Source organism: Achromobacter colocynthidis, assembly GCF_057334535.1.
The window spans coordinates 176,415-190,524 of sequence record NZ_JBHFIZ010000002.1 but is presented as its reverse complement, the minus strand read 5'-3'; the positions used below and the strand labels follow the sequence as shown (position 1 = coordinate 190,524).

Sequence of the window (14,110 nt, the reverse complement as noted above, 5' to 3'; positions counted from 1 at the left end):
CTGTGCCGCTTCCATTGCGTCAGACTGCAAGACACGCCGACAAATCGACAAGGGGAATCCAACATGGCAACACTTACCCGCAGCGCACTCAGCGCCGCCTTGCTGGGCGCCGGGCTATTGATGGCCGGCACGGCAGGCGCGCAGGACAAGAAGATCACCGTCGCCTGGTACGGCGGAAACTGGGGCGACGCCTTCCGCACCTGCGTGGCCGCCCCCTACACCAAGGCCACGGGTGTGACCGTGGTGCCGGAAGTGGGCACATCCACCACCACGCTGGCCAAGCTGCAACAGCAGAAGAACGCGCCCACCATCGACGTGGCCTGGATGGACGGCGGCATCAGTGAGCTGGCCCAGCAGGCCGGCGTGCTGGACACGCTGGACCCCGCCGCCATCCCGAACCTGAAAAACGTGATCGACCAGGGCGTGTACCGCCATGGCAACGCGGCCTACGCCGTCAGCACCGGCTACTACTCGCTGGGCATCACCTACAACACCAAGGAAGTGCCGCAGGCGCCCACCAGTTGGAAAGACTTGTGGAAGCCCGAGTACGCCGGCGCGGTGGCCGTGCCCTCGCCCGCGAATTCATCCGGCGTGCCCTTCGTGTTCTTCCTGGCGCGCGTCTGGGGGGTAGACCCGTCGAATCTGGCGCCGCTCTACACCAAGCTGTCCTCGCTGGACACGGCGCTCTATTTCGATAGCTCGGGCGCGGCCAGCAACGCCTACCAAAGCGGCGAGGCCATCATCGGCGCGCACTTCAACGTGGGTGCGTGGGACTTGATCGACAAGGGCCTGCCTATTGGCTTCGCCGTGCCCAAGGAAGGCGCCTGGGCCACCGACGCCCGCCTGCATCTGGTCAAGGACGCGCCCAACGCGGCCGCCGCCAAGCAGTTCATCGACACCGCCCTGACGCCGGACGCCGCCGCGTGCCTGGCCACGCGCTTGTACCTGGGGCCGGCCGTCAAGGGCGTGCAGGTGCCGAAGGATGTGGCACGCAAGCTGCCGTGGGGCGCCGAAGGCTCGGTGGAGAACTTGAGCCTGTTCGATTGGAACCTCATCAACAGCCGCCGCGCCGAGGTCACCGACGCCTGGAACCGCCAAGTCGCTCGCAAGCGCTAGGTTGGGGTTGAACATGTCCGCTTTGCTCACCATCGAAGACGTGTCGATGCGCTTTGGCGCCTACCAGGCGCTTGACCGCATCGACCTGGACATCCAGCAGGGGGAATTCGTGGCCCTGCTGGGCCCCAGCGGCTGCGGCAAGACGACGTTGCTGCGCGCGATAGCCGGGTTTCTGAAGCCGGAATCGGGCCGCATCCTGATCGACGGCCAAGACATCAGCCGCCTGCCGGCGCACCACCGCCCCTTGAACACGGTGTTTCAGAACTACGCGCTGTTTCCGCACATGACCGTGCTGGAAAACGTGGCGTACGGCCCGCGACGCCAAGGCGCGTCGAAGGCTGACGCCGCCGACCGCGCCCGCGCCGCGCTCGACATGGTGGGGCTGGCGGATTTCGGCCCGCGTTACCCGCGCGAGATGTCCGGCGGCCAGCAGCAGCGCGTGGCGCTGGCGCGCGCCATCGTGAACCAGCCCAAGCTGTTGCTGCTGGACGAACCGCTTTCGGCGCTGGACCTGAAGCTGCGCAAGCGCATGCAACTGGAACTCAAGCACCTGCAAGCCAAGCTCGGCATCGCCTTCATCTTTGTCACGCATGACCAGGAAGAAGCCATGACCATGGCCGACCGCGTGGTCGTCATGCACGCCGGGCGCATCGAGCAAGTGGGCGCGGGCACCGACATCTATCGCCAGCCCGCCACCCGCTTCGTGGCGGAGTTCATTGGCGACGCGAACTTCATGGCGTACACGCTTGCCACGTCGGCCACCGGCGACACGCTGCAACTGGACTTGCAAAACTTGCGCGTGCCGCTGGCGGGCAACAACACCGTCAACAACACGGTCAAGACCCTGCCCACCCCCACGCGCGGCGTGGCGGTGCTGCGTCCCGAAGACCTGCGTCTGGCTGATGGCCAAGCCACGGGCATGCTGACCGGCACGGTCGCCGACGTCATCAATGTGGGCAGCCACAGCATGATTCACGTGGACATCGACGGGCAGACCGTGGTGTCGCGCCATGGTGGCATCGCGCCATCCGGCTTGCGGCCCGGCGCGCCCGTCAGCCTGACGTTCGCGCCCGAACACCTGCACCTGATCGGTGAACAGCCATGAACCGGCGCGCCTGGCTCTCACCCGGCCTGTTGCTGGCCGCGCCCGTGCTGTTCTTCGCGGCGTTCTTCCTGGCCCCGCTGGCCGTGGTGGCGCTGGCCAGCGTCACCAGCGGCGAGCCGGGCCTGTCGTTGACCACCCAGCAATATCTGCGCGTGCTGGCGGACCAGTACCACTGGGACGTGATCCTGACGACCTTCCGGCTGGCGTTTTTCACCACCCTCGTCTGCGTGATCCTGGGGTATCCGCTGGCCTGGTATCTGGTGCGCGTTGTGCGCTGGCAGGCATGGCGGCGTTTTTGCGTGATCTTGCTGGTGGTGCCGCTGTTCACCAGCAACATCGTGCGCGCGTTCGGCTGGATGGTGCTGTTGGGCCGCAATGGACTCGTCAACCAGGCCCTGGTTGGCGTGGGCGCGGCGGACCGACCGGTGCGCTTCATCGGCACCGAACTGGGCATCCTGATCGGCATGGTGTATGTGCTGCTGCCCTTCGTGGTGCTGGCGGTGGGCAATGCGCTGGCGCGGGTGGATCCGGCTTGCGAGCACGCCTCCGCCGACTTGGGCGCCAGCCCCACGGCTACGTTCTTTCATATCACCTGGCCGCTGACGCTGCCCGGCGTGATGTCGGGCGCCATCATCGTCTTCACCCTGGCGGTCAGCGCCTACGTCACACCGGCGCTGCTGTCCGGCGGCCGGATATCGGTGCTGTCGATGCTGATCTTCCAGCAATACAGCTCGGTGTTCGACTTCCATTACGGCGGCGCGTTGAGCATGGTGCTGCTGGTCTTCACCCTGATATTGGTGGCGCTGGCCAACCGCGCCGCCACCTTGCCCGGAGCCGCGCGATGATCGCCCGCCACCTGATCCGCCTGATCGCGCTGGCCGTGCTGGCGTACCTGGCCCTGCCCCTGATCGTGATCCTGGGCTCGTCGTTCACGGCCACGCCGTACCTGGCGTTTCCGCCGCAAGGGTGGACGCTGGAGTGGTATCGCACGCTGCTGGTCGAAGCCGGCTATATGGCCGCTTTCACCACCAGCACGGTGCTGGCGCTGGCGGCAACCATCGCGGCGGTGCTGCTGACGGTGCCGGCCGCGCTGGCCCTTGCCCGGTACGAGTTTCCGGGCAAGGCGGCGCTGGCGTCGGTGCTGATGTCGCCGCTGGTGTTGCCGCACATCGTGCTGGGCGCGGCGCTGCTGCAGTACGGCGCGTACTTCGGCCTGACGCGCAGTTTCCTGTCTTTGTTGATCGGGCACATCGTCATCATTGCGCCCTTCGTGTTGCGGTCCACGCTGACCCTGCTGACGCCGGAGCAGCGCGCGCTGGAGGAAGCCTCGGCTGACTTGGGCGCCAACCCCTGGACCACGTTTTTCCTGGTGGTGCTGCCGCAGATCCGCCCCGGCATCGTCACCGGTTCGATCTTCGCGTTCATCTCGTCATGGATCAACGTGGAGCTATCCATCTTCAACACCACGGCGGACCTGAACACCATTCCCGTCAAGCTCTTCAACTATGTGCAGTACACGATCGATCCGACCATCGCAGCCGTATCGGGCGCCACGATTGTGGTTGCGGTGATCGCTATCGTCATTCTGGATTTGACCGTCGGCCTGGACATGCTGTCCGAACGCGGCAAATAGTTTCCCCCCCTCTTCCGCAGTTTCCTTTCATCCTACTTAGTCTGGAGCCACAGTCATGCGCAAGCAAGACGCGTTCGATGTCATCTATACCCATACCGAAGGCGAGCCCCTGTGCATCGTGCATAGCGGCATCCCCTACCCCGCCGGATCCAGCATCCTGGAAAAGCGGGCTTTTCTGGAGCAGAACTACGACTGGTTGCGCCAAGCGCTGATGCGCGAACCGCGCGGCCACAAAGACATGTTCGGCGTGTTCCTCACGCCGCCGTCCAGCCCCGAATTCGACGCCGGCCTGATCTACATCGACGGCACCGAGTACTCGCATATGTGCGGCCACGGCACCATCGCGGTCAGCATGGCGATGGTGGCCAACGGCCTGGTCGCGCGCGGCAAGGACGGCATTACCAAGATCCGCTTTGAAACCACGGCGGGCCTGGTCGTGTCGGAAGTGGCGTCCGAGGGCGACAACGTACTGTGGACCCGCTTTGAAAACGTGCCCGCCTACGTGGCCGCGCAGGACATTCCTGTTGAACTTCCCGGCTACGGCAAGCTGCACGCCGACATCGTGTGGGGCGGCAACTACTTCGGCATCGTCGATTTGTCAGGCTGCGACCTGCGGATCTCGCCGGACAACGGCACCGAGCTGTCGCGCATGGGCTTGATCGTGCGCGACCAGCTGAACGCGCGCCATCGCATCCAGCATCCCACCGAAGCGCACATCAACAATCTGAACTTCATCACGTTCTGGCACCAGCCCACGATCGAAGGCGCGTTCTACAAGAACGTGCACGTGTTCAGCGCGGGGCAGTTGGACCGCTCGCCAGGCGGCACGGGCACTAGCGCGATGATGGCCATGTTCGAGGCGCGCGGAAAGATGGGCTTGAACCAGCCGATCAAGTCGGAAGGGCTGCTGGGCAGCGGCACCTTTGAAGGCTGCCTGCTGGGCGAAGTGGATTTGAACGGCACGCGCGCCGTGCGCCCCACGGTGAAGGGTACGGCCAGCATCCTGGGCACCGCGCGCTGGGTGATTGACCGCAACGACCCGGTGGGTGCTGGGTTCTTGATCCGTTGATGCGTTGATTCGTTGATCTAGCTGATCTACCGATCGGCTCGCAAGAAGGGGGGGAAGGCACCACTGCCTTGCCCCCCCTTTCCACAACGCGTCACGCCGTTGCCGCGTCTTCCAGGATCAGTTCCGCGCCGCGCTCGGCCACCATCATGACGGCGGCCTGCGTGTTGCCGGACACCATCTTCGGCATCACCGATGCATCCACCACGCGCAAACCCGTCACGCCGTTCACGCGCAGCCTGACGTCGGTTACGGCAGCGGCGTCCGAACCCATGCGGCAGGTGCCGATGGGGTGATAGATGGTCTGGCCATTGCGCCGCGCGAAGTCCAGCCATTGCTCGTCGCTTTCAACGGCGGCGCCGGGGCTGATTTCGGATTCAACGTAGCGTTGCATGGCGGGCTGCCCCACAATGCGGCGCGCCACCTTCATGCCGCCCACCAGGCTGTCGCGGTCGATCTGAGCCGACAGGAAGTTGGGCCGAATGGCGGGGCCGGCGGTCGGGTCCGCCGACTTAAGGTGGATCGAACCCAGCGATTCCGGACGCAGTTGCGCCACACCGATCGTCATGCCCGGCTGGCGGTCCAGGATGCGTTCGGCGGCGTTGGCATAACTGGCGTGCACGAAGAAAAACTGGACGTCCGGCGCGGGCAGATCCGGCGCGCTTTTCACAAAGCCGTGCACCAGGCCCGTACCCAAGGTCAAGATGCCGGTATGGCGCGTGTAGTAGCGCGCCACCTGCTGCGCCAGGCGCCACCCGCGCGACATCTCGTTCAAGGTCACCGTGCCCTTCACCCGCCAGTTCATGCGCGTGGCGAAGTGGTCGATGTAGTTTTCGCCTACCTGCGGCTGCGCGTGCACCAGCGGAATGTTGAACGATTGCAGCAAGGCAGGGTTGCCGATGCCCGACAACTCCAGCAACTGCGGCGACTGCACCGCGCCCATGCACAGAATGGTTTCGCGGCCGGCACGGACGGTGTGTTCCTGCCCATTCTTGCGGTAGGTGACGCCTACGCAGCGCTTGCCTTCGAACACCAGCCGCGTCACGTGCGCCCCGCATTCCACGCGCAGGTTCTTGCGTGTGGCGGCCGGCTTCAGGTAGCCGTCCACCACGCTCCAGCGTCGGCCCCGGCGTTGCAGCACCTGGTAGTAGCCCACACCTTCCTGCTTGCCGCTGTTGTAATCGGCGTTCAAGGGCTGGCCGTCTTCCTGCGCCGCGCGCAGAAAGGCGTCGGACACGGGAAACCGTTCGGCCACTTCTTCCAGATGCATCGGGCCGTTCTTGCCGCGCGTGTCGCCCCCGGCTTCGTAATGCTCGATCTTGCGGAAGACGCGCTCGGCCTGCGCATGGCCCCAGCCCGTCGCACCGGCCGCTTCCCAGGCGTCGTAATCCTGGGGTTGGCCGCGCACGTAGATCATGCCGTTGATCAAGGTGGAGCCGCCCACGCCCTTGCCGCGCGGCACCGCGATGGTCCGGCCATAGACGTTGTCTTCGGGCTCGGTGGCAAACCGCCAGTTGTAGTCGGGGTTCACCAGCAGCTTGGAGAAGCCCGCCGGGATGGAAATCCACATGCTGCGTGCTTCTTGGCCGGCCTCCAGCATCAAGACCCGATGCTTGCCGTCGGCACTGAGCCGGTTGGCCAGGATGCAGCCCGCCGTGCCCCCGCCCGCAATGATGAAATCGTAATCGCCCATCGTTTCTCGCCACGTCCTGATGTTGGTTGCCTGGTCTGGGTTGCCGGGTCTTAGTCGCCTGCTCTTAGTTGCACGGCCTTATTTGGTGGGCGCCACGCCCAGCATTTCGGCCATCAGCGCAATCTGGCAAACCAGCATCGGCGCGCCGTAGTGCACCTTGCAGCCTTTCGCTTGCGCGGCGAGCAACAGCGCGGTGTCCTTGGGCTGCATGATGACTTCGCAGACAAGTTGGTCGGGCGTCAGGCGTGCGGTATCCAGCGGCAGCGAGTCGCCTTCCTTCATGCCCAGCGACGTACCGTTGACGACAAGATCATGCCCCGACGGGTCTGGCGTGCCGACGGCGATGTTGGCCTCGGGATGCAGTGACAGAATGCGCGCCTTCAGGTCTTCGGCCTTGGCGGGTGTGCGATTGGCGATGGTCAGCCGCGACACGCCGGCCTGCACCAGCGCAAAGCCGATCGCATTGGCCGCGCCGCCTGCGCCCGCCAGATAGGCGCTTTTGCCCTTCAGGTCCACCCCTGCGGTCTGCAAACCGCGCACAAAGCCTTCGCCATCCAGCATATGGGCGGTGAGCTTGCCGTCGGCATCGCGGCGCACCACGTTGGCCGCGCCGATCTTTTGCGCCACCGGCGTTACCTCGTCCACCAGGTCCAGGATGGCGGTCTTGTGCGGCATGGTGACGATGACGCCGCCCAGGTTCTCCAGGCGGCGCAGGCCTTCCACGACGGCGGGCAGGTTATCGGGCCGCGCGTGAAACGGCACGCAGACGCCGTCATAGCCCAATTGCGCGAACAACTCGTTCATGCGCTGCGGCGTCTTCACGTGATGGATCGGGTCGGCCAGGATGCCGAACAGACGGGTGTTGCCGGTGATTTCCTTCATGGGGGTCTCCAAGGTTTCAAGCATTATCTTCAGGATGCGAGCAGTTCGCGGGCCACGTCGCCGATGCCGGCCGCGTCCAGTTTGTAGTGCGCGTAGAGCGTGGTGGGCGGTGCAATCAGGCTGTATTCGTCGTAGATGCCGTGGCGGCGCAAGCGCGTGCCCGTACCGGCGTCCGCCAGCACCTCGGCCACGGCTGACCCCAGCCCGCCCAGCACATTGTGCTCTTCCACCGTCATCATCAAGCGCGCCTGGCCGGCAGCGGCCAACACGGCGTCGCGGTCCAGGGGCTTGATGGTGGGCATGTCGATCACGCCGACCGACAGGCCGTCTTCACGCAATTGCTCGGCGGCCGTCAGCGCGGCGTGCAAGGTGATGCCGCAAGCGATGATGTTCAGGTCGCTGCCTTGCGAATGCACGATGGCGCGGCCGAATTCGAATGGCGCGCCGTCTTCATAGACCTGCGGGTCGCGGCCACGGCCGATGCGGAAGTAGATCGGTTCCGGCCAGTTCACCGACGCCTTGATGGCCGAGGCCAGTTGCGGGCCGTCGGCGGGCGACACGACCGTCAGGCCCGCCAGCGCGCGCATGGTGGAGATGTCTTCGGTGGCGTGGTGCGAGGTGCCGTAAAACCCCAGGCTGATGCCGGTGTGGTGGCCGATCAAGCGCACGGGCAGCTTGGTGTAGGCCACGTCCATGCGGATCTGCTCGCAGCACAACAGGCCTAGAAAAGATGCGAACGTGGCCACGAACGGCATCATGCCGGTGGTGGCCAGGCCCGCTGCCGCCGACACCATGTTCTGCTCTGAAATGCCGAACTGGATGTAGCGGTCGGGGTAAGCCTGCGCAAAGCGGTTCAGGCCGTTGGAATATTGCAGGTCGGCCGAGCCCGCCACGACCGGGTGTCCGGCCTGGGCCAATTCGATCAACGCGTCGGATAGATAAGACAGCCCAGGGTTGACCGCGTTCAGGGCGCGGTACTGCCAGGAGTCAGAAGAAAGAACTTGTGCCTGTGCCATTCAGATCTCGCGGGAAAGAATTTCGTCGACGGCGCTTTGCGCGTCTTGCGGCGCCAGGTAGCCCAGGTGCCAGCCGGGCTCGGTTTCCATGTAGGACACGCCTTTGCCCTTGATGGTCTTGGCGATCACGCAAGCGGGCTTGTCACGCGTGTCGTCCGCGCGCAGGTGGCGCAGCAGCGCGGTCAGGTCGTGCAGGTTGTGGCCGTCCACCTCATGCACCTCCCAACCGAACGCCAGCCACTTTTCCTTGAGCGATTCAACGCTCATCACGTCATCCACCTTGCCGTCCAACTGGTAGCCGTTGCGGTCGATGATGGCCACCAGGCGCGACAGCCGGTTGTGCGCGGCAAACAGCGCTGCTTCCCATACCTGGCCTTCCTGCATTTCGCCATCGCCCAGCATCACGAAGACGTTGAAGTCGCGCTGGCTCATGCGGCCACCCATCGCCATGCCGACGCCATTGGACAGCGCGTGCCCGATAGAGCCCGAGCTGAAATCGACGCCCGGCACCTTGCTCATGTCGGGGTGGTCGCCCAGCGGGCTGCCCAAGCGGGTGTAGCCATCCAGCAGCGCGTGGTCAATGAAGCCGTGGTCGGCCAGCACCGGAAACAGGCCGACCGCCGCGTGGCCCTTGCCCATCAGGAAGCGGTCGCGGTCCGGCCAATGCGGCTCGCCCGGGCGCAGCCGCATCACGTCGTAGTACAGCGACGCGAATATTTCGGCGCAAGAAAAGACCGAGCTGTAATGCCCGACCTTGGCAATTTCAATCAACCTGATTGTCTCCAGCCGGATGTGGCGGGCCTTTTCCCGCAGCATCGCGACCTCCCCCTGGGTGGGGGCCTCCTGGTGATGGCGCATGGCGCGTCCTTTCTTCGTTAGGATATATGATATATAATATACCCATTGCGCTCGGATTGGCTATCGCGGGCTAGAATTCACCCGGATTCAACCCGTTCCCTTCATTTCAGCAAGCCCGAAACGTCATGCCCAGCCTTAAACCGGTAAAGAAAGAGAACCTCTCCGTCAGGGTCTACAACGAAATCCGCAATGCCCTGATCAATGGGCAGTACGAACCCGGCGAACGCCTGATCATTGGCGAATTGGCCCAAGAGATGGGCGTGTCGATCACGCCCGTGCGCGAAGCCATCTTCCGGCTTATCAGCGAACAGGGCCTGGAAATGCAGGCGGCCACGGCCGTCTATGTGCCTTACGTGAATTCGGAAAAGCTGCGTGAAATTCAGCAGATTCGTTTCCATCTGGAAGGCATGGGCGCGGCCGAGGCCGCGCAGCACATCACGCGCAAACAGTTGGACAACCTGATCGCCCTGCAGAAGGACTTCATTTCCTGCACGTCGACCGACCCCAAGCGCGCCAGCTACCTGAACCGCAAGTTCCACTTCGCCATCCTGGAAGCCAGCAACAAACCCATCTTGCGCGCCACCGTGGAATCGTTCTGGGTCATCACCGGCCCCATCCTGAAGGTGTTCCACGTCAAGACCGCGGGGCTGGACTATTCCGAAAACGAACACCGCCACGAAGCCGTGTTGCAAGCGCTGGAAGCGCGCGACTCCGAGGCCGCGCGCAGCGCCATTCAGGCCGACCTGGTCTGGGGCGGCAAGATCATGATCGACTGGCTGGTCGAACGCGAAAAAGAGCTCGACTACCGCCCTCCCGTGCCACGCAAATAGGAAGACGTCATGCTGAAGATTTTTGGCGCGCCCGGCCGCTACATACAAGGCGCGGGCGCCTTGGACAGCCTGGGCCAAACCGCCGCCCTGTTCGGGCGCCGCGCGGCGCTGGTCATCGACCGCTACGTCCATGGCGTGCTGGGACCAAGAATCGAAGCCCTGTGCGCCGAACACCACGTGGCGCTCGCGCCACTGATCGTGGAAGGCGACCTGACGCCCGAGCTGATCGCCAACCTGCGCGCGCAGGCCGACTCCGCGGGCATCGACTTCGTAATCGCGGTGGGCGGCGGCAAGTCGCTGGACGCGGGCAAGGCGGTGGCGAAGTCGTCGCACTGCCACCTGATCACGGTGCCGACGGTGGCGTCCAACGACGCGCCCACCAGCAAGAACTACGTGCTTTACGACGCGCATCACAGCCTCCTGGCGGTGGAGCACATGTTGTTCAACCCCACGATCGTGCTGGTGGATACGGCCATCATCGCCACCGCGCCCGTGCATTTTTTCCGCGCTGGCCTGGGCGACGCCGTGTCGAAGAAATTCGAAGCCGAGCAATGCCAGCGCAACGGCGGCAAGAACATGTACGACGGCGCCCCGCTGCTGACGGCGCAACTGATCGCCGACGGCTGCTTGCGCACGCTGCTGGCCGACGGCGTGGACGCCGTGGCGGCTGCCGGCACGGGCCAGCCCACGCCCGCCTTCGAGCGCGTGGTGGAAGCGATGATCCTCATGAGCGGTCTCGGATTTGAAAGCGGCGGCCTGTCCATCGCGCATGCGCTGACGCGCGGGCTACCCAAGATCGGCGGCGTGGCCACCGCGCTGCATGGCTTGCAAGTCGCGGTCGGCCTGCTCGTGCAACTGGATCTGGAACAGCGCAACGACGGCATGTTGGCGGACTTGACCCAGTGGTACGCCCAGGTCGGCCTGCCCACCACGCTGCGCGAACTCGGCGCGGCCGACATGCCCAGCGATGCGGACTTGACGCTGGCGGCCGAACTGACACTGAACGCCCGCCACGCCGCCAACTTCGACCGCCCGCTGGATGTCGCCACGCTTGCCGACGCGCTGCGCCGCCACGCCTGAACGCGACGGCGAGGCGCCTGCCTGATCAGAACTCCAACTCAGAACGCCACGTTGTCCCGGCCTTTCAGGCCGAGCTTGGCGCGCGCTTCGTCAGGCGTGGCCACTTCCAGGCTCAGCGCTTCGACAATGGTGCGGATGCGTTCGACCTGCAAGCGGTTGGACTCGGCCAACTGACCCGGCCCGATCCACAGCGAATCTTCCAACCCCACCCGCACGTTAGAGCCCATCGCCGCGCCAATGGTGGCCAACGGCATTTGATTGCGGCCGGCGCCCAGGATGGACCATTCGTAATCGTCGCCGAACAGCCGGTCGGCCGTGCGCTTCATGTGCATAAGGTCTTCCGGGTGCGGGCCAATGCCGCCCAGGATACCGAACACTGACTGGATGAAAGGCGGCGACTTGACCAGCCCACGGTCAACGAAATGCGCCAGGTTGTAGAGGTGGCTGATGTCGTAGCACTCGAACTCAAAGCGCGTGCCGTTGGCGTTGCCGAGCGTCAGGATGGATTCAATGTCCTGGTAGGTGTTGCGGAAGATCAGCGAACGGCTGTTCTCCAGGTGTTCGCGTTCCCAGTCGTGCTTCAGCTCTTTGAAGCGATCCAGCATCGGGAATAAACCGAAGTTCATCGACCCCATGTTCAGCGACGCCAACTCCGGCTTGAACGTCGTGGCCGGGCGCATGCGCTCTTCCACCGTCATGTGCGGGCTGCCGCCGGTGGTGATGTTGATGATGGCGTCGGTCTCGTTCTTGATGCGCTCAAGAAACGGCTTGAACAGCGCCGGGTCTTGCGACGGCTTGCCCGTTTCGGGGTCACGCGCATGCAGGTGCAGCACCGCCGCGCCCGCCTGGGCCGCGCCGATGGCGGCGTCGGCAATCTCGTCGGCCGTGACCGGCAGGTGCGGCGACATGCTGGGCGTGTGGATCGCGCCCGTCACGGCGCAGGTAATGACGACTTTCTGTTTGGGCTTAGCCATGTTTGTCTCCATCCTGTTGTTTGTGGCGCATCAAGCGCATCAGTTTTTCGTCGCGCCAGAAGCGGCGCTTGGCAAGGTCTTGTTGCGGAAGCAAGCGGCGGCGTTCGTCCGCCAGCGCCTGCACCAGCGGTTCGTCCCAGGCCACGCATTCGGTTTGGTCCGCGCCAATGGACTGGTACAGCCCGCCGTAGCGCGCGCAATAGTCCGCGATGCCGCCGGGCGCGTTCAGGTCGATGGTTTCGAACGGCCCCATGAACGACCAGCGCAATCCCAAGCCATCCTTGACCGTCGTGTCGATGTCTTCGGCGCTGGCGATGCCTTCCTTGGCCAGCCGGAAGGCCTCGTGCAGCAAGGCGCCTTGCAGGCGGTTCAAGATGAAGCCTTCGATTTCACGGCGCAGCCGCACGGGCTTTTGCCCGATGGCCGTCATGATGTCGCTGGCGCGTTGCAGCGCGTCCGCACTGGTCCACGGCGCGGGGCAAAGCTCCACGACGGGAATCAGATACGGCGGGTTGACCGGATGCGCGACCAGGCAACGGTGGCGGCCCGGCAGATGGTCGGTGAACTGGCTGGCGGGAATGCTGGACGTGGAACTGCCGATGACGGCGTCAGGCTCAGCCACCGCATCCAACGCCGAGAACAGCGCACGCTTGATCTCAAGCTTTTCGGGCGAATTTTCCTGGATGTAGCACGCGCCCTTGACGGCATCGGCCAGGCTGTCGGCAATGTGGACGCGGCCGATGATGGCGTCGGCGTCCGTCAGCAAACCCTGAGCTTGCAGCTCGCGCAATTGCTGCAGGATCAGCGCGCGGGCTTCGGCCAGCATGGTTGCGTTGACGTCGTGCAGGCGCACTTGCCAGCCCTGGCGGGCGAACACGATGGCCCAGCCCTGGCCGATCAGGCCCGTTCCGATAATGGCGGCGGTGTGGGGAGCAGATTGGACTGCGGAATCGGCGCCCATCAGTAGAGCTTCTGCGTAAAGCCGTCGATCACCAGCGCCTGGCCCGTCACGCTGCGGGCCGCCTCGCTGGCGTTGAACAACACCGTGTTGGCGATGTCGCGCGCGGTGACCATGCGACCCAGCACGGCCTGGCCTTCGTACTGCGCGGCGATCTCATCCACGGGACGGCCCAGCGTGTTGGCCTTGGCGGCGATCACGGCGCGGATGCGCGGGCCTTCGACGGCGCCCGGCAAGATCGCGTTCACCCGGATCCCGTGCGGACCCAATTCGATGGCCAACGACTTGGTGAATCCGATCACCGCCCACTTGGACGCCGAATACACCGAGCGCCCGGCAAAGCCCAGATGGCCGGCGGCGGACGACAGATTGATCATCACGCCGGCTTTGGATTCCTTCAGCATGGGGATGGCCTGGCGCGCGCACAGGAATTGGCCGGTGATGTTGACGGCCAAGGTGCGGTCCCAATCGGCCTTCGATAGCGTTTCGACATAGCCCGTCGGGCCCGCCACACCGGCGTTGTTGATCAGAATATCCAGCCCGCCCAGTTTCTGCTTGACGGCGGCAAAGAGCGCGCCCACGCTGTCTTCGTCCGACACGTCCGCCACCATGGCCTGCACGCCGGGCAGTTCTGACGGGATGGCGGCCACGCGCGCCTCGTTCACATCGCACACGAAAACCGTTGCGCCGGCGTGGCGAAAAACCTTGGCCATTTCCAAGCCCAGACCATCCGCGCCAGCGGTGATCAAGACCCGTTTTCCGGCGAAATCGACTTCCTCGAACATGCTGTTGTCTCCTGGTTCTTATGGAAAAGCGCGCGTTTGATCATATACGATATATGACGGAGCGCAATATTTTCTGGCATGATGACGCGGGGGGGGGGGGGGGGGGGGGGGGGG

General features: G+C 64.7%; 14 protein-coding genes. 7 read left to right on the top strand and 7 right to left on the bottom strand.

From position 1 onward, the window contains the following. Window positions 1-63: 63 nt before the first annotated feature. From ACE04A_RS01255 to ACE04A_RS01235, 5 genes are read left to right on the top strand one after another with little or no spacing between them, the layout of a single operon-like run. Window positions 64-1,116 (top strand): ABC transporter substrate-binding protein, encoded by a 1,053-nt coding sequence (locus ACE04A_RS01255; protein ID WP_485819800.1) that lies wholly within the window; start codon window positions 64-66, stop codon window positions 1,114-1,116. Window positions 1,117-1,129: 13 nt separating this feature from the next. Further along, window positions 1,130-2,221 carry an ABC transporter ATP-binding protein gene (locus tag ACE04A_RS01250; RefSeq protein ID WP_438858313.1) on the top strand — a complete coding sequence of 364 codons (1,092 nt, stop codon included), beginning with the start codon at window positions 1,130-1,132 and terminating at the stop codon, window positions 2,219-2,221. Beyond that, complete coding sequence (locus ACE04A_RS01245; RefSeq protein ID WP_279997225.1) at window positions 2,218-3,066, top strand: ABC transporter permease; 849 nt, start codon at window positions 2,218-2,220, stop codon at window positions 3,064-3,066. Before ACE04A_RS01250 ends, ACE04A_RS01245 begins: the two co-directional genes overlap by 4 nt. Further along, the gene (locus tag ACE04A_RS01240; RefSeq protein WP_447990806.1) at window positions 3,063-3,854 is read left to right on the top strand and encodes an ABC transporter permease; all 792 of its coding nucleotides are present in this window, start codon (window positions 3,063-3,065) and stop codon (window positions 3,852-3,854) included. Before ACE04A_RS01245 ends, ACE04A_RS01240 begins: the two co-directional genes overlap by 4 nt. 55 nt (window positions 3,855-3,909) lie before the next feature. Then, the gene (locus ACE04A_RS01235) at window positions 3,910-4,923 is read left to right on the top strand and encodes a proline racemase family protein (RefSeq protein WP_100855008.1); all 1,014 of its coding nucleotides are present in this window, start codon (window positions 3,910-3,912) and stop codon (window positions 4,921-4,923) included. A gap of 91 nt (window positions 4,924-5,014) precedes the next feature. Here ACE04A_RS01235 and ACE04A_RS01230 read toward each other — a convergent pair whose 3' ends face one another. The 4 genes from ACE04A_RS01230 to ACE04A_RS01215 form a co-directional block, all read right to left on the bottom strand. After that, on the bottom strand, window positions 5,015-6,613 hold the full coding sequence (locus ACE04A_RS01230) for a GMC family oxidoreductase (protein ID WP_448717816.1): 1,599 nt from the start codon (window positions 6,611-6,613) through the stop codon (window positions 5,015-5,017). A gap of 78 nt (window positions 6,614-6,691) precedes the next feature. After that, window positions 6,692-7,495, bottom strand: a complete 804-nt coding sequence (locus tag ACE04A_RS01225; protein WP_448717815.1) for a shikimate dehydrogenase family protein — start codon at window positions 7,493-7,495, stop codon at window positions 6,692-6,694. Between the two features lie 29 nt (window positions 7,496-7,524). Then, the gene (locus tag ACE04A_RS01220; RefSeq protein ID WP_448717813.1) at window positions 7,525-8,511 is read right to left on the bottom strand and encodes a transketolase family protein; all 987 of its coding nucleotides are present in this window, start codon (window positions 8,509-8,511) and stop codon (window positions 7,525-7,527) included. Continuing rightward, window positions 8,512-9,369: a transketolase gene (locus tag ACE04A_RS01215; protein WP_448717812.1), complete on the bottom strand. Its 858-nt coding sequence runs from the start codon at window positions 9,367-9,369 to the stop codon at window positions 8,512-8,514. A gap of 125 nt (window positions 9,370-9,494) precedes the next feature. Here ACE04A_RS01215 and ACE04A_RS01210 point away from each other — a divergent pair, with 125 nt between their 5' ends. Together ACE04A_RS01210 and ACE04A_RS01205 are read left to right on the top strand one after the other, a co-directional pair. Then, the gene (locus ACE04A_RS01210) at window positions 9,495-10,199 is read left to right on the top strand and encodes a GntR family transcriptional regulator (RefSeq protein ID WP_050448372.1); all 705 of its coding nucleotides are present in this window, start codon (window positions 9,495-9,497) and stop codon (window positions 10,197-10,199) included. A gap of 9 nt (window positions 10,200-10,208) precedes the next feature. Further along, complete coding sequence (locus ACE04A_RS01205) at window positions 10,209-11,279, top strand: glycerol dehydrogenase (RefSeq protein ID WP_485819799.1); 1,071 nt, start codon at window positions 10,209-10,211, stop codon at window positions 11,277-11,279. A 38-nt stretch (window positions 11,280-11,317) separates the two neighbouring features. On the opposite strand, the gene kce is transcribed toward ACE04A_RS01205, so the two are convergent. The 3 genes from kce to ACE04A_RS01190 are packed head-to-tail and all read right to left on the bottom strand — an operon-like array spanning window position 11,318 to window position 13,996. After that, entirely contained in the window at window positions 11,318-12,253 is a 936-nt protein-coding gene (gene kce / locus ACE04A_RS01200) for a 3,5-dioxohexanoate:acetyl-CoA acetone transferase (RefSeq protein ID WP_259249310.1), read from the bottom strand. Then, entirely contained in the window at window positions 12,246-13,214 is a 969-nt protein-coding gene (locus ACE04A_RS01195; RefSeq protein ID WP_448717809.1) for a 3-hydroxyacyl-CoA dehydrogenase, read from the bottom strand. The genes kce and ACE04A_RS01195 overlap by 8 nt, the downstream gene beginning before the upstream one ends. Further along, window positions 13,214-13,996, bottom strand: a complete 783-nt coding sequence (locus ACE04A_RS01190; RefSeq protein WP_100854999.1) for an SDR family oxidoreductase — start codon at window positions 13,994-13,996, stop codon at window positions 13,214-13,216. Before ACE04A_RS01190 ends, ACE04A_RS01195 begins: the two co-directional genes overlap by 1 nt. Window positions 13,997-14,110: the final 114 nt, after the last annotated feature.

Coding starts and splice junctions, on each gene's coding strand:
- ACE04A_RS01255 (WP_485819800.1), top strand. CDS start 64: ATGGCAACACTTACCCGCAGCGCACTCAGCGCCGCCTTGCTGGGCGCC.
- ACE04A_RS01250 (WP_438858313.1), top strand. CDS start 1,130: ATGTCCGCTTTGCTCACCATCGAAGACGTGTCGATGCGCTTTGGCGCC.
- ACE04A_RS01245 (WP_279997225.1), top strand. CDS start 2,218: ATGAACCGGCGCGCCTGGCTCTCACCCGGCCTGTTGCTGGCCGCGCCC.
- ACE04A_RS01240 (WP_447990806.1), top strand. CDS start 3,063: ATGATCGCCCGCCACCTGATCCGCCTGATCGCGCTGGCCGTGCTGGCG.
- ACE04A_RS01235 (WP_100855008.1), top strand. CDS start 3,910: ATGCGCAAGCAAGACGCGTTCGATGTCATCTATACCCATACCGAAGGC.
- ACE04A_RS01230 (WP_448717816.1), bottom strand. CDS start 6,613: ATGGGCGATTACGATTTCATCATTGCGGGCGGGGGCACGGCGGGCTGC.
- ACE04A_RS01225 (WP_448717815.1), bottom strand. CDS start 7,495: ATGAAGGAAATCACCGGCAACACCCGTCTGTTCGGCATCCTGGCCGAC.
- ACE04A_RS01220 (WP_448717813.1), bottom strand. CDS start 8,511: ATGGCACAGGCACAAGTTCTTTCTTCTGACTCCTGGCAGTACCGCGCC.
- ACE04A_RS01215 (WP_448717812.1), bottom strand. CDS start 9,369: ATGCGCCATCACCAGGAGGCCCCCACCCAGGGGGAGGTCGCGATGCTG.
- ACE04A_RS01210 (WP_050448372.1), top strand. CDS start 9,495: ATGCCCAGCCTTAAACCGGTAAAGAAAGAGAACCTCTCCGTCAGGGTC.
- ACE04A_RS01205 (WP_485819799.1), top strand. CDS start 10,209: ATGCTGAAGATTTTTGGCGCGCCCGGCCGCTACATACAAGGCGCGGGC.
- kce (WP_259249310.1), bottom strand. CDS start 12,253: ATGGCTAAGCCCAAACAGAAAGTCGTCATTACCTGCGCCGTGACGGGC.
- ACE04A_RS01195 (WP_448717809.1), bottom strand. CDS start 13,214: ATGGGCGCCGATTCCGCAGTCCAATCTGCTCCCCACACCGCCGCCATT.
- ACE04A_RS01190 (WP_100854999.1), bottom strand. CDS start 13,996: ATGTTCGAGGAAGTCGATTTCGCCGGAAAACGGGTCTTGATCACCGCT.